The organism is Halomonas sp. AOP22-C1-8, from assembly GCF_052378905.1.
Lineage (GTDB): Bacteria > Pseudomonadota > Gammaproteobacteria > Pseudomonadales > Halomonadaceae > Vreelandella > Vreelandella citrativorans.
The window spans coordinates 78,040-103,945 of sequence record NZ_JBQSYD010000007.1; the positions used below are offsets into that span (position 1 = coordinate 78,040).

22 protein-coding genes are annotated in these 25,906 nt (G+C 55.0%); 13 read left to right on the forward strand and 9 right to left on the reverse strand.

What is annotated here, in order from left to right; genetic code table 11:
* The first annotated feature begins 41 nt into the window (after nt 1-41).
* The 3 genes from dnaE (at nt 42) to tilS (ending at nt 5,900) form a co-directional block, all read left to right on the forward strand.
* The gene (gene dnaE, locus ACT3TY_RS05810) at nt 42-3,548 is read left to right on the forward strand and encodes a DNA polymerase III subunit alpha (RefSeq protein ID WP_172118487.1); all 3,507 of its coding nucleotides are present in this window, start codon (nt 42-44) and stop codon (nt 3,546-3,548) included.
* Nucleotides 3,549-3,682: 134 nt separating this feature from the next.
* A complete protein-coding gene (locus ACT3TY_RS05815; protein WP_441677877.1) occupies nt 3,683-4,636 on the forward strand; it encodes an acetyl-CoA carboxylase carboxyltransferase subunit alpha in 954 nt (317 codons plus the stop codon).
* The gene (gene tilS, locus ACT3TY_RS05820) at nt 4,617-5,900 is read left to right on the forward strand and encodes a tRNA lysidine(34) synthetase TilS (RefSeq protein WP_441677879.1); all 1,284 of its coding nucleotides are present in this window, start codon (nt 4,617-4,619) and stop codon (nt 5,898-5,900) included. Before ACT3TY_RS05815 ends, tilS begins: the two co-directional genes overlap by 20 nt.
* A gap of 20 nt (nt 5,901-5,920) precedes the next feature.
* Here the strand turns inward: tilS and ppx are convergent, their stop codons facing one another.
* Nucleotides 5,921-7,465, reverse strand: a complete 1,545-nt coding sequence (gene ppx / locus ACT3TY_RS05825) for an exopolyphosphatase (RefSeq protein WP_444621805.1) — start codon at nt 7,463-7,465, stop codon at nt 5,921-5,923.
* A gap of 701 nt (nt 7,466-8,166) precedes the next feature.
* Between ppx and rho the strand changes: the two genes are divergently transcribed.
* Genes rho through ACT3TY_RS05840 form a run of 3 tightly spaced genes read left to right on the forward strand, consistent with a single transcriptional unit; the run spans nt 8,167 to nt 11,764 of the window.
* Nucleotides 8,167-9,426 (forward strand): transcription termination factor Rho, encoded by a 1,260-nt coding sequence (rho, locus tag ACT3TY_RS05830; RefSeq protein ID WP_172118483.1) that lies wholly within the window; start codon nt 8,167-8,169, stop codon nt 9,424-9,426.
* A gap of 48 nt (nt 9,427-9,474) precedes the next feature.
* Nucleotides 9,475-10,971 carry a 4-hydroxy-3-polyprenylbenzoate decarboxylase gene (gene ubiD, locus ACT3TY_RS05835; protein WP_172118482.1) on the forward strand — a complete coding sequence of 499 codons (1,497 nt, stop codon included), beginning with the start codon at nt 9,475-9,477 and terminating at the stop codon, nt 10,969-10,971.
* Between the two features lie 55 nt (nt 10,972-11,026).
* Nucleotides 11,027-11,764, forward strand: a complete 738-nt coding sequence (locus ACT3TY_RS05840) for an NAD(P)H-flavin reductase (RefSeq protein ID WP_172118481.1) — start codon at nt 11,027-11,029, stop codon at nt 11,762-11,764.
* A gap of 13 nt (nt 11,765-11,777) precedes the next feature.
* Here ACT3TY_RS05840 and ACT3TY_RS05845 read toward each other — a convergent pair whose 3' ends face one another.
* Nucleotides 11,778-11,921: a hypothetical protein gene (locus ACT3TY_RS05845; protein WP_444627617.1), complete on the reverse strand. Its 144-nt coding sequence runs from the start codon at nt 11,919-11,921 to the stop codon at nt 11,778-11,780.
* 244 nt (nt 11,922-12,165) lie between these two features.
* Between ACT3TY_RS05845 and ACT3TY_RS05850 the strand changes: the two genes are divergently transcribed.
* The 4 genes from ACT3TY_RS05850 to ACT3TY_RS05865 all read left to right on the forward strand — a co-directional run bounded on the left by ACT3TY_RS05850 (nt 12,166) and on the right by ACT3TY_RS05865 (nt 14,758).
* Entirely contained in the window at nt 12,166-12,321 is a 156-nt protein-coding gene (locus ACT3TY_RS05850; RefSeq protein ID WP_172118479.1) for a hypothetical protein, read from the forward strand.
* 2 nt (nt 12,322-12,323) lie between these two features.
* Entirely contained in the window at nt 12,324-13,409 is a 1,086-nt protein-coding gene (locus tag ACT3TY_RS05855) for a 3-deoxy-7-phosphoheptulonate synthase (RefSeq protein WP_216658101.1), read from the forward strand.
* Nucleotides 13,410-13,478: 69 nt separating this feature from the next.
* Entirely contained in the window at nt 13,479-13,991 is a 513-nt protein-coding gene (locus tag ACT3TY_RS05860; RefSeq protein ID WP_172118478.1) for a DUF3087 family protein, read from the forward strand.
* Between the two features lie 41 nt (nt 13,992-14,032).
* Nucleotides 14,033-14,758, forward strand: a complete 726-nt coding sequence (locus tag ACT3TY_RS05865) for an MliC family protein (protein WP_444627619.1) — start codon at nt 14,033-14,035, stop codon at nt 14,756-14,758.
* A gap of 54 nt (nt 14,759-14,812) precedes the next feature.
* Here ACT3TY_RS05865 and ACT3TY_RS05870 read toward each other — a convergent pair whose 3' ends face one another.
* Nucleotides 14,813-15,883, reverse strand: coding sequence for a metal-dependent hydrolase (locus ACT3TY_RS05870; RefSeq protein ID WP_441677889.1), 1,071 nt, complete (start codon nt 15,881-15,883; stop codon nt 14,813-14,815).
* A gap of 276 nt (nt 15,884-16,159) precedes the next feature.
* Between ACT3TY_RS05870 and gloA the strand changes: the two genes are divergently transcribed.
* Both gloA and ACT3TY_RS05880 read left to right on the forward strand, forming a co-directional pair.
* Entirely contained in the window at nt 16,160-16,600 is a 441-nt protein-coding gene (gene gloA / locus ACT3TY_RS05875) for a lactoylglutathione lyase (protein ID WP_441677891.1), read from the forward strand.
* Between the two features lie 19 nt (nt 16,601-16,619).
* On the forward strand, nt 16,620-17,090 hold the full coding sequence (locus ACT3TY_RS05880; protein WP_441677893.1) for an META domain-containing protein: 471 nt from the start codon (nt 16,620-16,622) through the stop codon (nt 17,088-17,090).
* 146 nt (nt 17,091-17,236) lie between these two features.
* Here the strand turns inward: ACT3TY_RS05880 and ACT3TY_RS05885 are convergent, their stop codons facing one another.
* Nucleotides 17,237-18,229 carry a hypothetical protein gene (locus ACT3TY_RS05885; RefSeq protein WP_444621808.1) on the reverse strand — a complete coding sequence of 331 codons (993 nt, stop codon included), beginning with the start codon at nt 18,227-18,229 and terminating at the stop codon, nt 17,237-17,239.
* 162 nt (nt 18,230-18,391) lie between these two features.
* On the opposite strand from ACT3TY_RS05885, the gene ACT3TY_RS05890 reads away from it, so the two are divergent.
* Nucleotides 18,392-18,787: a transcriptional regulator gene (locus ACT3TY_RS05890; RefSeq protein WP_441677897.1), complete on the forward strand. Its 396-nt coding sequence runs from the start codon at nt 18,392-18,394 to the stop codon at nt 18,785-18,787.
* Nucleotides 18,788-18,899: 112 nt separating this feature from the next.
* On the opposite strand, the gene ACT3TY_RS05895 is transcribed toward ACT3TY_RS05890, so the two are convergent.
* The 5 genes from ACT3TY_RS05895 to ACT3TY_RS05915 all read right to left on the reverse strand — a co-directional run bounded on the left by ACT3TY_RS05895 (nt 18,900) and on the right by ACT3TY_RS05915 (nt 25,792).
* The gene (locus ACT3TY_RS05895) at nt 18,900-21,758 is read right to left on the reverse strand and encodes a valine--tRNA ligase (RefSeq protein WP_444627620.1); all 2,859 of its coding nucleotides are present in this window, start codon (nt 21,756-21,758) and stop codon (nt 18,900-18,902) included.
* Nucleotides 21,759-21,820: 62 nt separating this feature from the next.
* Nucleotides 21,821-23,011 (reverse strand): MFS transporter, encoded by a 1,191-nt coding sequence (locus ACT3TY_RS05900; protein WP_441677901.1) that lies wholly within the window; start codon nt 23,009-23,011, stop codon nt 21,821-21,823.
* Nucleotides 23,012-23,064: 53 nt separating this feature from the next.
* The gene (locus ACT3TY_RS05905; RefSeq protein ID WP_172118565.1) at nt 23,065-24,102 is read right to left on the reverse strand and encodes a PDDEXK nuclease domain-containing protein; all 1,038 of its coding nucleotides are present in this window, start codon (nt 24,100-24,102) and stop codon (nt 23,065-23,067) included.
* A gap of 79 nt (nt 24,103-24,181) precedes the next feature.
* A complete protein-coding gene (locus ACT3TY_RS05910; RefSeq protein ID WP_087109941.1) occupies nt 24,182-24,613 on the reverse strand; it encodes a DNA polymerase III subunit chi in 432 nt (143 codons plus the stop codon).
* A gap of 69 nt (nt 24,614-24,682) precedes the next feature.
* A complete protein-coding gene (locus ACT3TY_RS05915) occupies nt 24,683-25,792 on the reverse strand; it encodes a branched-chain amino acid aminotransferase (protein ID WP_172118567.1) in 1,110 nt (369 codons plus the stop codon).
* Nucleotides 25,793-25,906 lie beyond the last annotated feature (114 nt).

The window sequence follows — 25,906 nt, forward strand, 5'->3', positions numbered from 1 at the left end:
GTTATTTCATTTCTTTTTACCGAGATTCTGCCGAGAGTGTCATGACGGTACCGTTTGTTCATCTACGTTTGCACAGTGAATACTCCCTGGTCGACGGCTTGGTAAAACTTAAGTCGTTGGTCAGCACTACCTTTGATCGCGGTATGCCGGCATTGGCGCTAACCGACGAAACAAATCTGTTCGGCCTAGTGAAGTTTTACAAGGCCGCTCAAGGGGCTGCACTCAAGCCCATTATTGGCAGCGACTTATGGCTCTTTAATCCCCACGATGAGTCACATCCTTACCGTATAACGCTGCTGGCGATGAACGATGTCGGCTATCGCAACCTGACCGAGCTGATCTCCAAGGGTTGGACCCACGGCCAGCGTCAGGGGCGGGCCATTTTGGATAAGCGCTGGGTGCTTGAACAAAGTGAAGGCCTGATTGCGCTTTCCGGTGCGCGGGAGGGCGAAATTGGCCGCCATCTGCTTTCCGATCATGAGCGTGAAGCGCGCCAGTTGCTTGAAGAGTGGCAGGTTGCCTTTCCGGATCGTTTCTATCTGGAGCTGATTCGTACCGGGCGTCCGCTTGAAGAGGCGTGCGTGCATGCCAGCGTCAAGCTTGCCATCGATACCGGCACGCCAGTGGTGGCTACCAATGACGTACGCTTTCTTGAGCGGGAGGATTTCTGGGCGCATGAAACGCGTGTCGCCATTGGTGAAGGCAAGGCGCTGGACGACCCGCGCCGTGAACGCCGCTACACCGAAGAGCAGTATTTAAAAAGCCCGGACGAGATGGCAGCACTGTTCTCGGATATCCCCGAGGCGCTGGAAAACAGCGTGATGATTGCCGAGCGCTGCAGCGTGGATGTACGTCTGGGTGAGATATTTTTGCCTGAGTTCGAAATCCCTGAGGGAATGACCCTGGATGAGTTTTTCCGCAAGGTCTCCCACGACGGCCTGACGGATCGTCTGAACTTCCTGTTTCCTGTCGAGCGCTACCCGCGCGACAGTGACGAATACAAGGAAATTGATCAGCGTTACCGCGACCGGCTGGAGTTTGAACTCAACGTTATTATTCAGATGGGCTTCCCCGGTTACTTTCTGATCGTCATGGACTTTATCCAGTGGGCCAAGGATAACAACGTACCGGTAGGGCCCGGGCGAGGTTCCGGTGCGGGCTCTCTGGTTGCCTACGCGCAAAAGATCACCGACCTTGATCCCATCGGCTACGACCTGCTGTTTGAGCGCTTTTTGAACCCTGAGCGTGTTTCCATGCCCGACTTTGACGTCGATTTCTGCATGGAAAAACGCGACAAGGTGATCGAGTACGTGGCCGAGCGCTACGGGCGTGACGCGGTATCGCAGATTGTTACCTTCGGCACCATGGCGGCCAAAGCCGTGGTACGCGATGTGGCACGCGCTCAGGGGCGACCGTACTCACTGGGCGACAAGCTCTCCAAGTTGATCCCGTTTGAAGTGGGCATGACGCTTGGCAAGGCGATCGAGCAGGAGGCCGCGCTTAAAGAGTTCATTGCTAACGACGAAGAAGCTGAAGAGATCTGGGAAATGGCCCTCAAGCTTGAGGGTACGACCCGCGGCACCGGCAAGCACGCGGGCGGCGTGGTCATCGCACCCACCAAGCTGACCGATTTCTCGCCCTTACTGTGCGATGAAAGCGGCAATGGGCTGGTGGTTCAGTTCGATAAAAACGATATCGAAGACGCCGGGCTGGTCAAGTTCGACTTTTTGGGACTGCGTACGCTGACCATTATCGACTGGGCGCTTGAGATGGTCGATAAGGTTCGCGGCGTGAACGGCCAGGAACCGCTGAACATCGATGCGATTCCGTTGGATGATGGCAAAACGTTTGAAATGCTCAAGCGTGCTGAAACTACCGCCGTTTTCCAGCTCGAATCCCGCGGCATGAAGGAGCTGATCAAGCGCCTGCTACCGGATTCGCTGGACGACATGATCGCTCTGGTGGCGCTGTTCCGCCCCGGCCCGCTGCAGTCAGGCATGGTCGATGACTTTATCAACCGTAAACATGGCCGTGCCGAAGTATCTTATCCACACCCGGATTACCAGCACGAGCTGTTAAAACCGGTGCTGTCGCCTACCTACGGTATTATCCTTTACCAAGAGCAGGTCATGCAGATCGCTCAGGTAATGGCCGGTTATTCGCTGGGCCAGGCCGATATGCTGCGCCGGGCGATGGGTAAGAAAAAGCCCGAAGAGATGGCCAAGCAGCGTTCAGGCTTTATGGAAGGCTGCGCGGCCAATGGTATCGATAAGGATCTTGCCGGTAATATCTTCGACCTGGTGGAAAAGTTCGCCGGTTACGGGTTTAACAAGTCGCACTCTGCCGCCTACGCGCTGGTGTCTTATCAGACCGCATGGCTGAAGGCCCATTATCCAGGGCCATTTATGGCTGCGGTTATGTCTACCGAGATGGACAACCTGGATAAGGTAGTGCCGTTAATCGAGGAGTGCCGTAACCTCAAGCTGACCGTTACTCCGCCGGACGTTAACGTAGGCGGCTACAAATTTACCGTGGATACCGAAGGGCGCGTGGTTTACGGCCTGGGGGCGATTCGTGGGGTGGGCGAGGGGCCCATCGGGGCAATTGTCGAGGCGCGCCAGACGGGTGGGCCGTTCACCGACCTGTTCGATTTCTGTCGTCGGCTTGACCCTAAGCGTATGAACAAACGCACCCTGGAAGCGCTGATTCGCTCAGGGGCGCTGGATAATCTTGGTCCTAACCGGGCCGTGCTGGCGGCTTCTATGGAAGATGCCCTGAAGGCCGCCGCCCAGAACCACACCAACCAGAGCCTGGGCATGCTGGACATGTTCGGCGAGGCTTTTGCTGATGCCGAAGACGAAGCGCTCGATGTCTACACTGAGTACCTCGGTGCGCGAGAATGGACCGACCGCGAGCGCCTTTCAGGTGAAAAAGATACCCTCGGGCTTTATCTTACCGGGCATCCGATTGATGAATATGAGCGTGAATTAAAACGCTTTGTATCAACACGTATTAGCGATTTAAAACCCTCCCGCGAACCTCAGCGGGTGGCCGGGCTGGTGGTTGCGATGCGTACCATGAAGTCCAAACGTGGCGATACCATGGCGTTTATCACCCTGGATGATCGCACCGGGCGTATTGAAGCATCGTTGTTTGGTGAGCTATTCGACCAGTTACGTGGTCAGATAGAGGCTGATCAGGTATTGATTGTTGAAGGCGAAGTTTCCAGTGACGATTTCTCGGGTGGGCTGAGACTGCGTGGAAAAGATGTAACGCCTATGGTCACTGCCCGTATTCGCTATGGCGATGCCGTTGAGCTTGCACTGGACGCCGAGCGTATCAATGGCCGCTTGGTCGAGAGTCTGCGCGATAGTTTAGCGCCCTACCGGGATAATGGCGGTTTGCCGGTGCGGTTGCAGTATCGCCATGCCCAAGCCGTCGGCTGGCTGGAGCTTGCCGGTGAATGGAAAGTCGCGCCCAGTGATGACTTGCTGCTTGCGTTGCGCGATGTGGAAGGGCAAGCGGGGGTTCAGCTACGTTACCGCTAAACCTGACCGTATGACGGTTGGGTAGTGTCGTTGAGCAGACCCTGCCTTGCGTGGCAGGGTCAGGATGCGATAATACGTCTATTAGATACTCGTTTCGACAAGGCCTTTTTATAGGCAGCTTACAGGCAGAGCCGATGAATCCCAATTATCTCGATTTTGAACAGCCCATTGCCGAGCTTCAGGCAAAAATTGAGGAGCTACGTTTGGTTAGCTCCGACAGCGTTAATCTCTCCGATGAGATATCCCGGCTGGAGGAGAAAAGTCGTAAGCTGACCGAATCGATCTTCAAGGACTTGACGCCCTGGCAGGTCTCTCAGCTATCGCGTCATCCTCAGCGCCCTTATACGCTCGACTATCTTGAGCATATGTTTAGCGACTTTGACGAGCTACATGGCGACCGTAACTTCGCTGATGACGCTGCTCTGGTAGGCGGCGTTGCGCGCTTGAATGATAAGCCGGTCATGGTGATCGGCCACCAGAAAGGGCGCGATGTTAAAGAGAAGGTGCGCCGTAACTTCGGTATGCCTCGCCCCGAAGGTTATCGTAAAGCGTGTCGTCTGATGGAAATGGCCGAACGCTTCAAAATGCCGATTTTAACCTTTATCGATACCCCCGGTGCTTACCCAGGCATTGACGCGGAAGAGCGTGGTCAGAGTGAAGCGATTGCCTACAACCTGGCGGTCATGTCGCGCCTGAAAACACCGATTATATCAACGGTTGTTGGCGAAGGCGGCTCCGGTGGGGCATTGGCGATCGGCGTATGTGATGAGCTGTACATGCTTCAGTACTCCACCTACTCGGTTATTTCGCCAGAAGGCTGTGCGTCTATTCTCTGGAAAAGTGCCGAAAGAGCCTCTGATGCGGCCCAGGCAATGGGGATCACCGCAGAGCGCTTAAAAGTGCTTGGCTTTGTAGATGGGCTGATTAAAGAGCCGCTAGGCGGTGCGCATCGTCATCCGATGACGACGGCGGAGCGTGTGAAAGAGACCATCACCGAGGGCCTTGAGCGCCTCCAGGCACTGGATGCCGATGCCCTGCTGGAGCGCCGTTATAAGCGCTTAATGAGCTATGGCGCCCCAACTGCCTAAGCAGCTTGAACGCCTGTTAAACGACGCCCTGGTGGAAACCCCACCGGGGCGCTCTATTTGGGTCGCGCTCTCCGGGGGGCTTGATTCCGCATTGCTGCTGACGCTGGCAGCTTCTGTTTGCCGCCAGGCCAATCGCCCGCTGCGCGCCATCCATATTCATCATGGCTTGCAGGCCGCCGCCGATGACTTTGAACAGCACTGCCAAGCGCTTTGCAAGCAGCTTGGCGTGCCGCTTAGTGTGGTGCGCGTTACGGTCGACGCCGCTGGCGGTATTGAAGCGGCAGCGCGTCAGGCGCGCTATGCTGCGTTTCATGAGCATGTTCCCACGGGAGACACCGTTTGGCTGGCCCAGCATCAGGATGATCAAGCGGAAACCTTTCTGCTGGCTGCACTGCGGGGAAGCGGTATTCGTGGGTTAGCGGGAATGCCACACTGCCGTCATGCACACGGCCTTACCTTCGTTCGGCCCTGGCTCTCGATTGCCCGGCGCTGCCTGGAGGGGCGAGCCTACCAAATCGGCCTTGAATGGCGCGAAGACCCTACTAATAGCGATGTTACGCTTGATCGTAACCGCCTGCGTCATGACGTGTTGCCTCTTCTCAAAGCGCGCTGGCCCGACATGGCTGGCGCGTTTTTCCATAGCGCTAAGCATGCCGGGGAAGCGGATGCGCTGCTTAGTGAGTATGCCCAAGCGGAGTTGGAGGCGCTTCGCACAGATGCTAACAGCGCCGACTTGGAGTGTATTGATGCCCTCGCGTTGGCCACGCGCTCACGGCCTCGCCAGCGATTGCTGATACGCTCCTGGTGCCAGCAGCGATTATTGCCGACCCCGCCTCAGCGTCGTCTGGAGACGCTACTTGATCAATTAACGGCCGCACCGGACGCGAGTGTGCACGTCACGTGGCCAGGAGCGGAGGCCCGGGTGTGGCAACAGCGGCTTTATCTAATGGCGCCGCTTGAGCCGCTACCGGCCTGGCAGTGTGCCTGGGATGGCAGGGCAGGGCAGGCAACACCGTTAGGTGCGCTGGAACTCTCGTTGAAGTCCGATACGCCGCTAACGTTGCGCTGGCGCCAGGGAGGAGAAGTGATTGCGCTTGCCGAGCGAGGGCGCCGAGACGTTAAAAGGCTGCTTCAGGAGGCCCAAATTCCCCCATGGGAGCGCGAGCGGCTGGTGATGGTCATGGCGGAAGACACTTGCCTTGGCGTGGTTCAGCCGCCAGCCAGAGTGCTCTGGAAAGCGGCTAACGTAAGGTTTGTCTCGTAGGCGGTGTGCCCGTCTGTCTCTTAGTCTTCCTGTATGACGTTCAGCGTGAAGCCTGCGGCGTCCATATACGCCTGCTCCTGCTCAATATCGGTGCTGAGTAGCGTTGGTTCATCGCTGGCGGGCAGTGCCAGCGTTAAGCTGTCGGTATCAACACTAATATTCGGCAAGGGTGGGGCGTTTTCGGGGCGTGAGTGGTTAATCAGTACCGCCAGGCGCAGCAATAGGGCAAGCCGTATGCTGTGCGCGTGCTGCGCCTTGGGGAGCGCCTGCCACTCCTTGAGCGGGAATTTACGCCGATGGGCACGCACTAGAAAGGCCAGCTGATGCTGCTCCGGGCGTGAAAAGCCCGCCAGGTCAGAGTTTTCCAGCAGGTAAGCGCCATGGCGATGAAACTGGCTATGGGAAATAGCCAAGCCAATTTCGTGTACATGGCTGGCCCACTGAAGGTAGTAACGATGCTCATGGGTGAGCGACCAGGTGCCTTGCACCTGCTTAAACAGACGCAGTGCGGTCTCGGCCACGTTATCGGCCTGTCGGGTATCCACGTCGTAAATGCGCTGGAGTACGTCAAGGCTTTTGGAGCGCGTGTCTTCTGCGCTATTGCGTCCAGCCATATCATAGAGCACACCCTCGCGCAGGGCGCCGTCGGCAAAACGCATTTGGTGCAGGTCAAATGCCTCGAAGATAGCGCTTAAAATGGCCACCCCAGCAGGGAAAACTCGTGCGCGGTCAGGCTTTAACCCGTCGAGTTCGACTTTGTCCAGCTGTTTGCACTTGAGCAGGCGCTCACGCAGTTTTTTGAGCCCGCTGCGCGTAATCACACCTTCAGAGGGTGTGTCACCATAGGCGAGAAGAACGCTAGCCACTGCTTTAATAGTGCCACTGGAGCCTACTGGGTCTTCCCAGCCAAGGCGCAGGTAGGGGCGCTGGATATGGGCAAGTTCTGATAACGCGGCCAGTTCGGCGCGGCGCATGCGCTTTTCACTCATCTCGCCGTCAGGAAAGTAGCGGCTGGTAAAGGTCACACAGCCCATGCGCAGGCTTTCCAGCGCCTTGGGTTCAAACTCTTCACCAATGATAAATTCTGTTGAGCCGCCACCAATATCGACAATCAAGCGGCGCCCGTTTTCGGCCAAGGCATGAGCCGCCCCTAGATAGATAAGCCGGGCCTCTTCACGGCCCGCAATAATTTCGATGGGGTGACCAAGTTGTGTTTCAGCCCGTTCAATAAACGCCTGGCTATTATGGGCGTCACGCAGGGCGTTAGTGCCCACGATACGCAGGTTTGCGCTCTCAATATCACTTAAAAACGGCGCGAAGCGGCCCAGGCAATCCAGGGCGCGCTGAATGGCTGCTTCGTTAAGCTTGCCCTCTTCATCCAGGCCAGCCGCCAGTTGGACTTTTTCACCCAATCGTGCAACGACTTGAAGACGCTCATTTTGATAGTTGGCTACCAGAAGGTGAAAACTGTTGGAGCCGAGGTCAATGGCGGCTAGCCGCTGTGGTGCTGCGTTTTCCAGGTCGCTAACAGGAGCGCTAACGGGGGGTGAAATGTCCTTGGGCATGAGCTATCCTTCGTATTGGCTTTGCCAAGGTTGCGGTGCGCTTGGGCTATTGTCAATTGGCAAAGACTTGCGTTTATCGCGGGCCTTGACTACCATCGAACGACAGGTCTGACTCGACCTTGCCTGCTACAAGGCTGATTGCTAGAAATTACCCAAAAAATTACTAGTAATAGCTCTGCTGACAAGAGATCGTTGATAGCGTGTCGATTCAGTTGTCTTGGTTGCCAAGCCTTTCTGGTGCTAGGCTTTCCTAGTTAAGCTTTCCTGGTACTAGGCTTTCTTGGTATTATCGGGACTTATTGAACGTCGTATTTATTTAATGCTGTACTTACCTTGGCTAAGCACGCGATGATTGTGCTACGTATATTGACTAACTAACGCTTATCCAGCATGTTAACAAGATACTGCTTATCCAGATAGCATCAGCCATATTTCCAAGTCGTCAGATGACCCGCTGATTGGTTCTTTCCTTATGCCAATCAGAACAAACAACTGCATGTACCCTCGAACTGAGCAATAACTCATTGCCTCATTGCACCAATGCCATGAGTTTTCACATGCCCAGCGGCTTACCATCGAGTACGTGCTTTATCGGGACCTGAACGCATCACACGGCGCCTAGCCATATCAGTACGTGCTACGCCTCCTGTCTTATTCTGGCGCCTTGCGCCTAGCTTCCAGAGCAACTTTCTAACACGCCGATGAATCTCACTGAACTCAAGCAAAAAACCGTTCCCGAGCTGCTCGATATCGCCCGCGAAATGGGTATCGATAACCTGGCCCGTTCGCGCAAGCAGGACATCATTTTCGCCATCCTCAAACGACACGCTAAAAGCGGTGAGGACATTTATGGCGACGGTGTACTGGAAATTCTTCAGGATGGCTTTGGCTTCCTGCGCAGCGCCGACAGCTCCTATCTTGCCGGACCGGACGATATCTACGTATCGCCCTCGCAGATTCGCCGTTTTAACCTGCGTAAAGGCGACTCCATTTCCGGCAAAATTCGCCCGCCCAAAGAAGGCGAGCGCTACTTTGCTCTGCTCAAGGTTAGCCAGATCAACTTTGACCGTCCGGAAAATGCCAAGCACAAGATTCTCTTCGAGAACTTAACGCCGCTATTCCCGAATGACCGTTTGCGGATGGAAATCGGTAACGGTTCTACCGAAGATCTAACGGCCCGTATCATCGACCTGACTGCGCCGATTGGTAAAGGTCAGCGTGGCCTGCTGGTGTCTCCGCCTAAAGCGGGTAAGACACTGATGCTGCAGAACATCGCCACCTCGATTACGCGCAACAACCCTGAGTGCCATCTGATCGTACTGCTGATCGATGAGCGCCCGGAGGAAGTGACCGAAATGTCGCGTACCGTACGCGGTGAAGTGGTGGCTTCCACCTTTGATGAACCGCCAGCGCGCCACGTTCAGGTCGCTGAAATGGTCATCGAAAAAGCCAAGCGTTTGGTTGAGCACAAAAAAGACGTGGTTATCCTGCTGGACTCGATTACCCGCTTAGCGCGTGCCTACAACACCGTCGTGCCGAGCTCCGGTAAAGTGCTTACCGGTGGTGTCGATGCGCATGCGCTTGAGAAGCCTAAGCGTTTCTTCGGTGCGGCGCGTAATATCGAAGAGGGCGGCAGCTTGACCATTATCGCTACGGCCCTGGTGGATACAGGTTCGAAGATGGATGAAGTCATCTTCGAAGAGTTCAAGGGTACCGGTAATATGGAAGCGCACCTTGATCGCAAGCTGGCGGAAAGGCGCGTCTTCCCGGCAATCAACATTCGTCGCAGCGGCACGCGGCGTGAAGATCTGCTGGCGTCTGAGGAAGAGATGCAGCGCATGTGGATTTTGCGCAAGCTGCTCAACCCGATGGAAGACACGGCTGCCACGGAATTCCTGATTGATCGTCTGAAGGATACCAAGACGAATCTTGAGTTCTTTGAAGCGATGAAACGCCGCTAGGATTGATGAGAATCACTATAGCGGCGCAAGCCTAGCGGGGAGTGTGTCTTGAAGTATAACGACTTGCGCGACTTCATCGCGGCGCTGGAAGCGCGCGGTGAACTCAAGCGTATCCAAGCCGAAGTCGATCCTTACCTGGAAATCACCGAGATTTGCGACCGCACGCTGCGTGCCGGTGGCCCGGCACTCTTGTTTGAGAATGTGAAGGGCCATGATATGCCGCTGCTGGGCAATCTTTTCGGTACACCAAAGCGCGTGGCACTAGGAATGGGGCAGGAGTCGGTCGAAGCGCTGCGCGAAGTGGGTAAGCTGTTGGCCTTTTTAAAAGAGCCTGATCCGCCCAAGGGGTTGAAAGACGCCTGGGATAAGCTGCCTATCTTCAAACAAGTGCTTAGCATGGGGCCTAAAACCGTTAAGCGGGCGCCAGTGCAGGAAGTCGTTTTTGAAGGTGACGAGGTTGATCTTGATCGTCTGCCTATCCAGCACTGCTGGCCGGGCGATGCGGCGCCTTTGGTCACCTGGCCGCTGGTCATTACCCGTGGCCCGCATAAAAAGCGTCAGAATCTGGGGATTTACCGGCAGCAGAAGATTGGCAAGAACCGCCTGATCATGCGCTGGCTCTCCCACCGCGGCGGGGCACTGGATTTCCAGGAGTTTCAGCAAGCGCACCCTGGCGAGCCTTTCCCGGTTGCCGTAGCGTTGGGTGCTGATCCGGCTACGATCCTGGCGGCCGTGACCCCCGTCCCTGACTCACTCTCCGAATATGCGTTTGCCGGGCTTCTGCGCGGCTCGCGTACCGAGCTTGTTAAGTGCGGCCATTATGACCTTGAGGTGCCTGCCTCCAGTGAGATTATTCTGGAAGGGGTTATCTATCCTGATGATATGGCGCCTGAAGGCCCGTACGGTGATCACACCGGCTATTACAACGAGGTGGATCACTTCCCGGTCTTTACGGTAACGCGCATGACCATGCGCCGTGATGCCATTTATCACTCCACCTATACCGGGCGGCCGCCGGATGAGCCTGCCGTTCTCGGGTTGGCGCTTAACGAAGTGTTTGTGCCGATACTCTGCAAGCAGTTTCCTGAAATTGTCGACTTTTACCTGCCGCCTGAAGGCTGCTCGTATCGCATGGCGGTTGTTACCATGAAAAAGCAGTACCCAGGTCACGCCAAGCGCGTGATGATGGGGGTATGGAGCTTTTTACGTCAGTTCATGTACACCAAGTTCGTGATTGTGCTGGATGACGACGTTGATGCGCGCAACTGGGAAGACGTGATCTGGGCGATTACCACACGTATGGATCCGGCGCGAGATACCGTGATGGTTGAGAATACGCCTATCGATTATCTGGATTTCGCCTCGCCTGTCTCTGGCCTGGGTTCCAAACTGGGGCTCGATGCGACCAACAAATGGCCAGGCGAAACAGACCGCGAGTGGGGCACGCCCATCGTGATGGACGAGACAGTCAAAAATCGCGTTGACGAGCGGTGGGAAGAGCTGGGGATTGGTATTCCTCTGCCAGCACCGCGGCATGGCGGTTAAGAAGGCAGTTAAGTTTAGCGGCGCACGTTGATCGATTTTTCACATAGAGGTTTTCATGAGCGCAAGGACGTTAACCTGCCAGGTAACGGCCGTTGAGGATTTAAATCCTGACGTATTTGGCGTGACGCTAAAAGGGCGTGCAGAATCAATGCAGCATGCGCCTGGGCAATATCTAGAACTTAAATTGGATGACAACACTTGGGTGCCCTTTTCAATTGCCAGTGCCGAGCAGGGCGATGGCGTCATTGAACTGCATATTCAGCACTGGCCTGAGCGCGATAATTCAGTACGACTTCGAAATTTGCTCCAGGTGGCTAATCAGCTAACGCTGCGCTTGCCCGGCGGTGAATGTGTGGTTGACGCGCAAAGCGAGCGTCCGCTGCTGCTGATTGCTGCTGGCACAGGGTTTTCACAAATGAAAGCGATTGTTGAGGCCACCCTGCGTGACCAGCCTGAGCGGCCAATCTCACTCTGGTGGGCTGCCCGTGAGCATCGCGACCTTTACGCTGAAAGCCTGGCGACTGAGTGGGCGCAGCGCTATCCCAATGTAACGTTTAAAGCGGTCACCGAATTTCCGCTAACTGAGCCTTTGGCAAGCGGCGAGCGTATTCATCACCATCAGGGCCGGGTTGATCTTGTACTGGAGAAAGCGGCGCTGACGTTCAGCGATTATGACGTGTATCTCTCCGGCTCGCCCGGCATGGTATACGCCTGCCTGGATGTGTTGGAAACCAAAGGCGTGGTGAGTGAGCGGGTTTTTTCCGACGTATTTGCTTATGCGCCGCGTGGGTGATTGACCCACAGCGTTAGTCTGTCACTTTTTGGCTATGGCGCTGTTTGTTAATCAACAGTTGCCATTTGCCAAGCTTAAGGGCAGGATAAAGATATACCTTTTTTAAAACGATTTTTTGCGGCCCCTTAGCTTGCCAGTCATCAGGAAAAATATGCACACACAAGCGCCTTTCCACACTGCTAACCGCCTGCCTTTTATGGCGGTTAGTGTGTGCATGAGCGTTGTGGCCTATTTTGGATATTGGTTTAGCCACGGTGTGCCCGCGGCCGACGGTTAACGTCGCGCTACTAGGCACACCTTCCAGGTTGCCTGCCGAATCTTCAAGCCCCGGTTGGTAACCCCACCGGGGCTTTTTGCGTTTAACGGCTTTTGCCATAGGAATTTCATTAAGGAGCTGCACCATGATGTATCGCGCTTATAACGTCACTATCGCTACCGGCTATGTGGGCTATGGCTGGCGATTTAGCGACGCGCGGTCGGTGCAAGCTGCCACCTCCGACCGTGCCCGTTTGGGTGGTAACGCCAATCAACGATGTCATGTGATACCGGAGAGTTAATGATGAATGCCCAGGCAAGCCTAGCCCCGATCAAGAATGCTAACGCCAAACTCCTTGGCGACAGTACGCCCAGCCCTGTTAATCACTTACCGACACCCGCCGAGTTACGCCAAAGCGTTGCCGTTGATGCTCGGTTAGGCCAGCAAATTTCTCAACAGCGAGAAGCAGTTCAGAAAATATTAAGTGGCCAGGATAAAAGATTATTGGTGGTGGTAGGCCCCTGTTCTATCCATGACCCGGACGCAGCGCTTGAGTACGCTGACCGTTTGGCGGTGCTAAGTGAGCAGGTGGATGAGCAGATTTTACCGGTAATGCGGGTTTACGTTGAAAAGCCGCGTACGACGGTTGGCTGGAAAGGGCTGGCCTATGACCCTGATTTAGACGGTCGTGGCGATATGCCCAAGGGCATTACCCTCTCTCGTGAATTGATGCATGCCGTTGCCGCCCGAGGCCTACCGGTGGCCACCGAGCTGCTTCAGCCCATGCTCGCGCCTTACCTGGATGACCTTTTAAGCTGGGTCGCGATTGGCGCGCGTACTACAGAGTCGCAGCTGCACCGTGAGCTGGCCAGTGACCTGGCCGCGGCGGTCGGGTTCAAAAATGCCACCAGCGGAGATGTGCAGGTCGCGATTGACGCCATACAAGCTGCCGCTCATGGGCACCAGCGCTTTGCTCAAGACAGTCATGGACGCCCCATCATGCAGCAAACAGCCGGTAACCCGCATACGCATGTTGTGCTTCGCGGCGGGCATGGCGAGCCGAACTATCAGGCAGCGCATGTTCAGGCAGCTATCAAGGCGCTGCATGAGGCAGGTCAGAACCCACGTTTAATGGTCGACTGTAGCCACGCCAATGCACGTAAAGATCATCGTCGTCAGAATGAAGTAATGCTGGATGTACTGGCCCAGCGGCAGGCGGGCAACGCCAATCTGGTCGCCTTGATGCTTGAAAGCCACCTGTTTGAGGGCAAACAGCCGTTAAACCCTAGTGCACTGCGTTACGGTGTTTCGGTAACCGATGCCTGTGTTGGCTGGGAGGCAACCGAGCGGTTGTTAAAAATGGCTGCAGAGCGATTAAGCGCACATTAAGCGACTCAGGCTTGTTTGCGTTGGTCAGCCCCGTATTATAGAGCTCTCATTTGGATTGCGAGGTTGGCCATGGTGTTTACCCTTGAGCCGCATGATGTACAACGCTACCGTCGTAAGGCGCGCATGATTAGCTTTGCGATGGCGGGACAACTGGTCATTTTTGGAATGCTGTTTTCCATGCTGCTGACCTCTGCCTTGGGCAGCAGCTTATGGCTCTACGCGCTAGGTATCTTCCTGGGACTTCTAGCCACCAGCGCACTCTTTGCGGTGCTGCGCGAACGGCCCTGGATGACCGAGATGCGCTACGTATGGCAGTTAAAGCAACACCTGTCGCAAATCAGGGGGTATTTACCTACGCTTAGGCGTGCACTTGAAGATGATAATCAAGCCGCGCTTAATATCGTGACCTTTTACCATCAAGGGATAACGCAGCTAGCCGAGCTAAATGGTCGTGAGCCCTCTCAAGACCCCACGTGGCTGGCCGAGAAGCATCACTTGGCGGAAAAGCGGGCAGCATTGGGGTTGCCGCCCAAGTTTGATACCTTTGATCCACAGGATCTACACGCCTTTAAGCGAAGCTAGTGCATTACACAATAAATCACGCGCGCAGGGAGCCTTGATAGATGACGTTTTTTACCCCCCTTCGATTAGCCGCTGTGGGTGCTTGTTTGATGGCACTCACCGGCTGTGCCTCTACGTCTTCACCAGCAGACGAGTCTGGCACAATGACCGTTAACAGCAGTGCCCCGTTGTTGCCCTCGGTACTTTTTGCTGGAAACGCCGAGCAGTACCAGGGCTGGCACTGCCAGCCCGCTGACCAGAATTTAGTGACAGCGACAAATACTAATGACCTACGGCTTTGGTCGCTGCACGGCGCCTGGCTGCTGCCTCAAGCGGTCGTCGCTAACGGGGCTCGCTACCAGGATGGCAGTATCAGTTTTTGGAACCGAGGTAACCAGGCCATGGTGGAAACACCGCGTGGCCAACTGCAGTGCACCCTTGGCGAAGAGCGTAAAGTCCTTACTCGTGCAGAGCGGCCAGGCGTTATGTTTTTTGGACATGGCAATGAGCCAGGCTGGGTGGTCGCGCTCGCACACGATTCCCCCACGTTAACCCTGGAGCTTAACTACGGCGAGGAGCGTATTGAGCTACCCTATATGGTGAGCGTGATGGACAACGAAGCGGGCCGGGTGGTGCTTGAAAACGCCCGCGTTGAGCCTTTCTTTCGGGTGCGTATTGAAGCGGGCGCTTGCTTTGACAATATGAGCGGTTTTCCCTTCCCTGCGCGGGTAACGCTCAGCTACGGAGGTGAGCAGTTCAGTGGTTGTGGGCAGGGAATCGCCCCCTAAGCTTTTATTTCAGCGCCTATCAGCCATCACTGCTAGCGGTGCGGTGGCCACCGCTTAGCAGTGGTATTGACGCGGGGCAGCGCGCCACTCAGGCGAGATAAAGTCGCTTGCACAAAGCGCCATGGCATCTCCAGCGGCCCTTGCTGCGAGACGCGACAGCATATTTAGCTGCAGCCCACGTGCAGTCTCGATCTGCTCGCTGACATCCACAGGTATCCATGTGTCATCCTGCAGCGCTGCGAGGGTGAAGCTGAACGGGTGAAAGCCGGGATAGCCCAGCCGAAGATCGGTAGCAATTAATGTTTCATGTCCCTCAATATTGATGGTGTCATAGCGCAAAAAAGGGCCAGTAAACCACATTAGCCGCTGGCCAAGCGGGCCCGCCAACGCACTCTCTTCAAGCGCTATATTGCGGTATAACGGCTCCAAACGTGGCTGACGCTTGCCATCAAATACGCTAATCAGACCTTCATAGTAGTGATCCTCATTGACCACGGTAGCCCGCCATAGCACCGTGTTAAAAGGGGTTGGTTGAACCAGTAAAGGCGCCTCCTCTAGCCCCATCTCGGCAAGAACCGTTGCCAGCCGGTGCTCAATGTTCAGCTTCGCTCCGGCTGCTAGTAATAAGTAAACGCTTGAGACAGCCAGCGCGGCCGTAGCGTACTTTTGTACCTGTTTTGACGCGATGCCTACGATTAAACCAATTAGAAGAGGCAGGGTGTAGAGCGGGTCAATGATAAATACAATCGGCCAAGCGACCGGTGATGTTTCTAGCGGCCAGAAGAGCTGCGTGCCATAGGTGGTCAGAGCATCAAGCAGTGGATGCGTGATTAGCGTGAGTGTAAAAAACCACCACCAGTGGATGAAGGAAATATCGCGTGCAGGGGCAAAACGGCGGCTAAGCAGGGCTAGTAACGTCGCGAGTCCGGTCAGTACAAATAACGAGTGGCTAAATCCACGGTGCTCGGTCACATTAGCGATAGCATCGCCATAGTCCAGCGCTACGTCCAGGTCGGGCAGTGTGCCCATTAGTGCCCCTATGAGAATGGCTTTACGGCCCAAGCGCCGACCCAGCACCGCACCGCCAATCGCAGCGCCCAACGCCGCCTGTGTGATTGAGTCCACTAACGTCTCCTTTGAGATAGCCCTCAAATAGCACTATACAGATTTTTCTTTGAATTCGACCTTGTATACTAAATCTGTCTAATGGTTGGTTAAAGCAGGCCGTCATTTAAACCGATAGTGGTGTAGGTCGGGCTGAATAATGAGCTTTGATGAGCATTTGGGCATAAGCCATCTGATATGCACAAGATTTGCTGGTTAAGGCCTATTCTGTTTCCATCCACATAATGGATATCCGCGTTAACATTCATTCACCGGTCTTAATGAAAAGGAAATAACATGCAGTTTTTACACACGATGGTACGTATCAGCGATCTGGATGCATCGCTTTACTTTTACTGTGACCTGCTGGGTCTTAAAGAAGTACGCCGTAAAGAGAACGAAAAAGGCCGCTTTACGCTGATCTTTCTTGCCGCCCCCGAAGATGAAGAGCGCTCTGCGCAGCTCTCCGCTCCCGAGCTTGAATTGACGTATAACTGGGACCCTGAAACCTATACTGGCGGCCGTAATTTTGGTCACCTGGCCTATCGGGTAGACGATATTTACGCGCTTTGTCAGAAGCTCCAGGACGCCGGTGTTACTATTAACCGCCCCCCACGGGATGGGCACATGGCATTTGTAAAATCGCCTGACGGTATCTCAATCGAGCTACTGCAAAAGGGTGACACGCTAGCACCTCAAGAGCCATGGGCTTCCATGGAAAACAGCGGTAACTGGTAAAACCTATAAGGTGACGATTATGTCCATGAAGACGTTAACGCTGCGTCATTGCTTGCTGCCCTTGTGTGTATCGGCGGCTTTGCTTTTGAGCGCATGCAGCAGTTCGCCCGCGCCTCAAGAGGGGCATGAAGCACCGAGCAGTGCGGAGCTTTCAGGAGCGATAGTAGATCAGCGCTGGGATCTTTTGTTGATCGGAACAGATGAGAAATTAGCGTTTAACGAAACGCCGTTTTTTGAAATCTCTCGCGATGGAACGATTGCCGGTTATGACGGCTGTAACCGCTTTACGGGGCAGATAAGCTTGGGCGAAGGGCACCGCTTCGATGTAAAAGAGCTGGCGAGCACGCGTATGGCGTGCCCCGATATGGAAAACGCCGCGCAGGTAACGAACATGCTGGAAGGCGCCTATCGTTATCTCATTGACCATGACCGGTTGGTCTTGTTCGGCCCGGATAGCCGAGTGCTTGGCGGCTGGCGTGAAGGTAAATAAGCATCCCTCCATGGTTGGGCTACTGGTATTTCGTGATCCGGAATATCAGTAGTCCACTCTTCAACCGTTGAGGGGGCTTGTCCAGTAGGCCCGAGCGAACGTTTTAAAAGCTTACTTGAACGATGGCGTTTCCGTCGCGCTGTGCGTTATTTGTTGTTCTGCTCCGCCGATGTGACCGCGCGGGGCGCTGAATGGATAGCAGGTTTCAGTGACGCTAATTGCTGAGCGGTTGTGATAAACTGCCTGTTAGTATGAGATATTTCTAATGCAGCGATGGTCAGTGCCAAATCGTCTGCCAGTACTCGCGCCATACGAGCCTCGTAGGTAAGCCAGCAGCTCAGTGCTCGATGGATGGCACTATCGACATGCTTATTGGTAAAGGGTTGGTCTCTAAACAAGAGCAACCATCCGTGATGCGTGCCAGCTAGGCTCAACTTGACCGCGAGACTTCCCTGATGGCTGCCCTCGAATTCGATGACATCCGTTTGCTCAGCGTCATTACTTAACCATGACAGCTGCTGCAACAGCTGATGGTCAGAAGGGCAGTGACCAAAGCGATGGAGCGCGCCCTGAGAGGCTAGACAAATACCGCATGCATGGAAAATATCACGCCATCTTTGGTGATGCCGATCGAGAATTTCCTCAATGTTTGTGAAGAGATGGATATCCTTGCTGAGTAGTCTTCGCGATGTTTTTAGCTTTGCCTGCTGCCTGTCGATACATTTAGCACTTAATAAACCCAATTGATGCATTGCTATATCTACCAGCGAGCTGATCCAGTGTGTAGAGCCTATGTACGAGGATGGCGGGTGAGCAACGTAGCCCCAGGTTTCATGCTCTCCGTTTAATGCATAATACGTCAGCTGTGAATGGGATAGGGCTTCAAAGGACCGGATCGAGCTTATTTCATCTTCGTACTCAATATTACTGCCAAAGGAAAAATAGTAGATCAAACGCAACTGCCCGGTAGGGAGATAGTGATATAAAGCGACAGGTGTGTTTTTGGTCACTAACATATGGTGAAGCGTTTTCGTTAACTGCCTAGAAAGTTCGATGTGATTAGACGCAGACAAGAGTAAAAAGCATTTATCGTGAAATTCTGCAAAATGCTGGTCCCGCAGATAAATTATCTCACCCATCTTGAAGCCTCCTGTAACGTCAAGTCTTGCCGCTTACAGCTCCGCGAAGCAGCCGGAATGATCCAAAACTCAAAATTGAATTAATGATTCAATCAAAAGGTGAACTGCTATTCAACCATTATTGAATAATCAATTCACATTGTGGGCATGAATGAAAAGCTAATGTTTGCGGAGCGTTTAAAAATAGCGATGGTTTCGGCGGGATATGATGTTCGGCCGTCGACTCTAGAACGCGAGTTCAATTTGCGCTACTGGGGAAGACCCATCACTTTCCAGGCAGTTAGGCGCTGGTTGCGTGGTGATTCGATTCCCAATCAGGACAAACTGCAACTTTTAGCGAAGTGGCTGTGTATTGATCCGCACTATCTGCGCTATGGAGAAGGAAGTGCCCATCGCGTCAGTGAGCCGCATGCTGCTTGGGAGGTATCTTTCAGTAACGAGGAGCGTCACGTGCTGTCGCTGTATCGTAATCTACCGGCTGCTCAGCGTAAGGTAGTACGTGACGTGTTGGAGACATTCGTAAAAGCTTATTCAACCGACCCGGACGGAAAAGAGTAACAAGTCGTTTTATCCCGGTTCAAAGAGCGCATACGGTGAACACGCCGAGCATAAAAAACGCCCGGCTCCAGAAAGGAGCCGGGCGTTTTTTGAAAGGCCGGTGGGGGAGAGCTTACAATGCCTTGATCTTGGCCCGTTGCTCTTCCAGCAATTTCTTGGCCGCTTGGAACTCGGCTAGCTTGCCGCGCTCTTTTTCGACGACGGCATCGGGGGCTTTAGACATAAACCCGGGGTTGCCCAGCTTTTTCTCAATGCCAACCATCAGCTTGTCCTGCTTTTCGATCTCTTTATTCAATCGGGCAAGCTCGGTGTCTTTGTCGATCAAATCGGCCATCGGCACCAGAACTTCCATATCGCCCACTAATTGCGTTGCTGAAAGCGGGGCATCGTTTGGGTTTTCAAGCCAGGTCGCGCTTTCCAACTTGGCCAGCTTGGCCAGGAAATGGCGGTTACTTTCCAGGCGCTTGGCATCTTCCGGTTTGCCCTTGGTTAACAGAACGTCCAGCGGCTTGCCGGGGGAAATATTCATCTCGGCGCGAATGTTACGCACGGCGATAATGACGCCTTTGAGCCATTCGATATCGCGGGTGGCCTGCTCGTCGATCCTGTTCTCATCGGCTTCCGGCCATGCCTGAAGCATCAACGAAGCGCCTTCACCCATAAACGTGCCCGCCAAGGGGGAGACGCGCTGCCAAATCTCTTCCGTAATATACGGCATCATCGGATGCGCCAAGCGTAGAATGGTTTCCAGCACGCGCACCAAGGTACGCCGTGTGCCGCGCTTGGCTTCAGCGGAGGCATTTTCGTCCCACAGCACTGGTTTGGAAAGCTCGAGATACCAGTCGCAATACTCATTCCAGACAAACTCGTAGAGCGCTTGCGAGGCGTGGTCAAAGCGGTATTCGTCCATCGCCTTGGTCACCTGGGCTTCGGTCTTCTGCAGCTCGGAAATGATCCAGCGGTCAGCCAGCGACAGTTCCACCTCGCTGCCCTGACCTTGAGAAGCGATGCCGCAATCTTCGCCTTCGGCATTCATGAGCACGTAGCGCGAGGCGTTCCACAGCTTGTTGCAGAAGTTGCGGTACCCTTCCAAGCGGTTCATATCAAATTTAATATCGCGCCCAGTGGTGGCCTGCGAGAGGAACGTAAAGCGCAGCGCATCGGTGCCATGGGCTTCAATGCCGTCTTTAAATTCGTCTTTGGTCGCTTTGGCAATCGCCTTGGCTTTTTGCGGCTGCATCATATTGCCGGTGCGCTTTTCAAGCAGTGCATCCAGCGTAATGCCGTCGATAAGATCAATTGGATCGAGTACGTTGCCCTTGGATTTGGACATCTTCTGGCCCTGCCCATCACGTACTAGACCGTGGACATACACGGTTTTGAAGGGCACCTGGCCGGTGAACTTTAGGGTCATCATAATCATCCGGGCTACCCAGAAGAAGATGATGTCAAAGCCTGTCACCAACACGCTGGTGGGGTGGAAGGTTTCAAGTTCCGGGGTTTTTTCTGGCCAGCCAAGTGTGCCAAAGGTCCATAAGCCTGAGCTGAACCAGGTGTCCAGCACGTCTTCGTCCTGAGTCAGCGCTATATCAGCGCTCAGGCCGTGCTTCTCTCGGGCTTCGGCCTCGGTGCGGGCAACGTAGACGTTACCTTCGGCGTCATACCATGCCGGAATACGGTGGCCCCACCATAGCTGGCGGGAAATACACCAATCCTGCAGGTCGCGCATCCATGCAAAATACATGTTTTCGTAGTTCTTGGGCACGAACTGGATGTCGCCTTTTTCCACCGCCTCGATAGCGGGCTTGGCAAGGTCTTCGACTGCCACGAACCACTGGTCAGTCAGCAGCGGCTCAATCACATCACCCGAGCGGTCGCCATAGGGCAGGGTGTTGTTGACGGCTTCCACTTGCTCCAGTAGGCCAAGTGCGTCCATATCGGCAACAATTTGCTTACGTGCTTCAAAGCGGTCAAGGCCTGAGTACTTGGCGGGCAGGCTAGCGTCTTCTTCCGGCTGGGGCTGGCCTTTAAGGTTGAAGATTTCCGCCTGCTCAAGAATCGTGGCGTCTTTGGAAAAGACGTTGATCAGCAGGTGGTTTTGGCGCTTGCCGACTTCATAGTCATTGAAGTCGTGGGCCGGGGTGATTTTCACACAACCCGAACCTTTCTCCATATCGGCGTGTTCGTCGGTCACTACAGGGATGCGGCGGCCCACCAGCGGTAGCTCAATAAATTTGCCCACCAGCGAGGCGTATCGCGCATCTTCTGGATTAACCGCAACGCCGGTATCGCCCAGCAGAGTTTCGGGGCGAGTAGTGGCCACCACGACATAATCCTTGCCATCGGCGGTTTTAACGCCGTCGGCCAGCGGATAACGGAAGTGCCAGAAGCTGCCTTGCTGCTCCTTGTTCTCCACTTCCAGGTCGGAAATCGCCGTGTGCAGCGTCGGGTCCCAGTTGACCAGCCGCTTACCACGATAAACCAGTTTCTCTTCATGCAGGCGCACGAAGACTTCCTGAACGGCTTTATAGAAGCCGTCATCCATGGTGAAGCGCTCGCGACTCCAATCAACGCTGGCGCCCATGCGGCGCAGCTGGCGGGTAATGTGCCCGCCAGACTCTTCCTTCCACTCCCAAACTTTATCAATAAACGCATCGCGGCCCAGGTCGTGGCGCGTTTTGCCCTCTTCTGCCGCGATCTTGCGTTCAACCAGCATTTGCGTGGCGATACCGGCGTGGTCGGTACCTACCTGCCACAGCGTATTGTTACCCTGCATTCGCTTCCAGCGCGTCAGGGTGTCCATGATGGTGTCCTGGAACGCGTGGCCCATGTGCAGGCTGCCGGTGACGTTGGGCGGCGGAATCATGATGGAGAAAGGCGCGCCCTTACCCGAAGGGGCAAAGCGGTTATCGGCTTCCCAGCGCTGATACCAGTGGGTTTCAATCTGTTCGGGTTGGTAGGTCTTTTCCATGGGGAGTCGGCTCACAACGTGCAAAAAATGGTGACAAGTATAGCGCGATAAGAGGCAGAGCGTCAGGCCTTTGCCGAGGGGAGATGTAACCCACGCATCGCGATTAAACCCAACACAGGGCCTGGCAACAACCACCAGATAACCGCCACGCTCTGGCTTGCCCAAAGGGCGGTTACCAAGGCAATGGAGGGAATGGTCAAACCAAAGCCGATAGCGTTCATCATGGCCAGGGCCGCGCCCAGCCGTTCGGCGGGCGCGTGGGCCGATGCCAGCGCCGAAAACTGCGCTGAATCGGCTATCACGCTAACGCCCCAAACGCCCAGCAGCGCCAGCAGTAACCAGGGTGAAAGGCTGCCCAATAGCGGGTAAACTAGGCAAAGTACGCCCGATGTTAATAGCGCCACAAACGCAACGTGGGCGCTACCCGCTTTCCGGCTCCAGCGGCCTGCCCACACGCAGCCAGGCAGGCCAAGGGCAATAACGGCAAAGCTTAGCCACGGCTGCAGGCTTGCTGATGCATTGAGCCGCTCAAGCTCGCGGCTAACCAAAAAGGGCACCAACGCCCAGAATGCATAAAGCTCCCAACAGTGGCCGAAGTAGCCCAGCGCGGCCTTGCGAAACGGACGCTGCTTGAACGCACCAAGCCCGGCCCAGGGGCGCCCGCTTCCGGCTTTGGCGGGTAGGTGGGGGCCAACACCTAGCCGGAAAACCATCAACGCTGCGACCAGTGCCAACAGCGATGCCAATAGCAGTGGCCATTGCCAGGGCAGATGCAACGTTAATCCGCGCAGTAAATGGGGCGAGGCGATGCCTAGCGTTAACATGCCGACAAGCCAACCCAGGGCCGCGCCCGCATGCGAAGGTGTCCAACTCACCACCAGCTTCATGCCCAGCGGGTAGATGCCTGCCAGGCATAGGCCGGTGGCAAAGCGTGCCACTGCCGCCAGCGTTATGCTGTCGGCAACGCCAATAAATGCCGCGTTGATAAGCGCACCGAGCACCGCTGACAGCGCAAACAGATGGCTTGCCCGCATGCGGTCGGCAAGGCCGGTAATGGCGATTAGTAGCGTACCGGTGATAAACCCGGCCTGCACCGCGATGGTCAGTAAACCGAGATCACCTTCACTAAGACCCACCGCCTCCTGCAATGCCAAGCCAACGCCATTAACGCTAAACCACAGCGAGGTGCCAAACAGCTGAGCGAGGACGATAACTGCCAGTGGGTAGCGGGTTAGCCTAGAGGAGGTCTGCATTAGTACTCTCGTGCGTTGAGTTATTGTTGTTAAAACTGAGTATCCAAAGAGAACTACTCCTGTTCGCTCGATAAGCGAGCTCGAGCGCTTTCAATAGATTGATGCAGTTTGGCCTGCAAGGCCTCGCGGGATGGTAGGACGGTCAGGTATTCCGCCACGTGAATACCGCTGTTATCTAGCTCCAGCAGTTCAATCTGTTCCTGTTGCTTACCGGCACAGAGAATGATTCCTAGCGGCGGATTTTCATCAGCTTCTTGCTCATGTTTAGCCAGCCAGCGCAGATAAAGCTCCATCTGGCCTTTAAATTCAGCCTTGAAGCGCCCCAGTTTAAGGTCGATCGCTACCAACCGCTTAAGCTTGCGGTTGTAAAACAGCAAATCAATGTAGAAATCCTCGTCATCAATCTGAATGCGCTTTTGGCGCGCCACAAACGTAAATCCTGCGCCCAGCTCCAGAAGAAACTGCTCAATCTCGCGAAGAATAGCGTCTTCCAGATCTCGCTCCAGGTAACGATCATTTAAGCCGAGAAAATCCAGCACATAAGGATCTTTCAACAGTAGCTGTGGTGAGGGTTGGCCAGCGTTGCGCAGGTTTTGTAACTCATGATGAATGGTTTCATCCGGCTTGCGGGAAATAGCGGTTCGCTCAAATAACATTGATTGGATGCGCTGCTGTAACTGACGGGACGACCAGCCTTCAAGCTGAGATAGCTCGATATAAAAATCGCGCTTGAGCGAATCGTCGAGATAAATCAGGCTTTTTATATGGGTCCAGCTTAACTGTCTCCGCAGTGCGGAGACTTTCTTCTCTTCAGGAAATGTCTCGGCGAAGCGGATCATATGGCGTAGATTCTTTGCCGAAAATCCACGGCCGTACTCACTCGTTAATTGTCTCCCCAGTGAAGAGACAATTTGCTCACCATAACCGGCCCGCTCTTGCCTCAGAATTTCCCGATGAATGCGGTTGCCTAATTGCCAATAGAGAAGCGTTAATTCAGCATTGACGGATATTGCTGCCCGCTCTCTTGCTATGTCGATTAATTGGCGAAGCTCAGGCAGGAGTATTGAATCCTGAGTTGAGGGCTGGCTCATACCGTTTGATCCTTTCGATCAACAAGACCTGAATTATGTTCTTCGGGGGTTGATTGGGCGCTTTCGCTGAGCTCTGGCATTACCCAAGCTTATGCGGCACCACTTCGTGGCCCAGTTCTTTATAGCGCTGCCAGCAGGCGCGTTTGGCGACCAGAACGTGTTGATGCTGGTTGATAATTTCGGCAACGCGCGCATAGCGCTCAACGCCATCAGGAATATCGGGATGCAGATTGAGGAGCGCAGTTTCTTCTTTGGGCGTGGGCAGTGTCTGCCAACCCAGCGTTATCGGTACGCTGGCCGCCATCTCGCTGTCTTCAAGCGCGTGGGGCAGGTAGGCGTCTTCGCGAAAATTCCACAGGGCTGCGTCAGCCTGCTCGGCCAAGGCCTTGTCTTCGCAGTGAAGGTGTAGCCGGTAACCCTTACGCCAAATGGTTTCGGCCAGCTTACAGGCGAATGCCAAACGCGCTTCCAGGGTGGTATCCGGGAGGATATAAAAATCGATGCGCGCCATAGCGGCTCCAGCTCTTTCAAAACGCGTTTAAAACAGTGCCGCCGCCAGGGCTGGCGGCGGAGGGAGGCATTACACCAACCGGGTGAGCCAGCCGTGTTTGTCTTCACTGCGCCCGTACTGCACGTCGAGCAGCTTTTTACGAATGCGCATGGCCACTTCGTTGCCACCGTCGCCGTTCAGGCGAATACGCTCATTTTCCGTCACCAGCTCGCCCACCGGAGTGATAACCGCCGCGGTTCCGCAGGCGAACACTTCGCTAATCTCGCCGGACGCCGCGCCTTCGCGCCACTCGTCAATGCTGATGGGGCGCTCTTCGGGGGTTAAACCTTCGTCTTTCGCAAGCGTGAGCACTGAGTTGCGGGTAACGCCTTCCAGAATGGTGTCGGTTAAGCGTGGCGTCACCAAGCGTCCATCCTTGAAAACAAAGAACAGGTTCATGCCGCCCAGCTCTTCAACCCATTTGCTTTCCTCAGCGTCAAGGAAGGCCACTTGGCCACAGCCGTGAGCTTCGGCCTCTTTTTGCGCGGCCAACGAGGCTGCGTAGTTACCGCCGCACTTGGCAAAGCCGGTGCCGCCTGGGGCTGCCCGTTTGTAGTGCGAGGAGAGCCAAATGGAAACCGGGCTGATACCGCCCTTGAAGTAGGACGCCGCCGGAGATGCGATCACGTAGTAGTCCACTTCATGAGCCGGGCGCACGCCCAGGAAAGCTTCCGAGGCGATCATGAACGGGCGAAGGTAAAGGCTGCATTCGTCGGCATCGCTTGACGGCGTGGGCACCCAGGTCGTGTCCTGAGCCAGCAGCGCCTTGATGGAGCCAATGAAGTCTTCATCGGAGAGTTCCGGCAGTGCCAGGCGGCGGGCGCTGCGGCGAAAACGCTCGGCGTTTTTCTCCGGGCGGAAGGTCCAGACCGAGCCATCGGCATGGCGGTAGGCTTTGATGCCTTCAAAAATTTCCTGGCCGTAATGCAGGACCGATGCGGCCGGGTCGAGCGTCAGCGGGCCGTAAGGGCGCACCTGATGGCCGTGCCAGTCGGCATCGACCGTCCAGCGGATATTGACCATGTGGTCGGTGAAGTGCTTGCCAAAACCTGGGTTGGTCAGGATGTTGTCACGAATGCTGTCGGCCGTTGGCTGATTGGACGGCAGGATTTCAAAACGAGTCGTAGAGCTAGTGGGCACGGCGTGTTTTCTCCGCTAGAGCCAGGCCCCGAAGGGCGATATAAGCGTGTCGTTAGCGTAGCGCGTGCCATAAACGATAGAGCACACGCTAATACTTCCAGATTTAACGGTTGT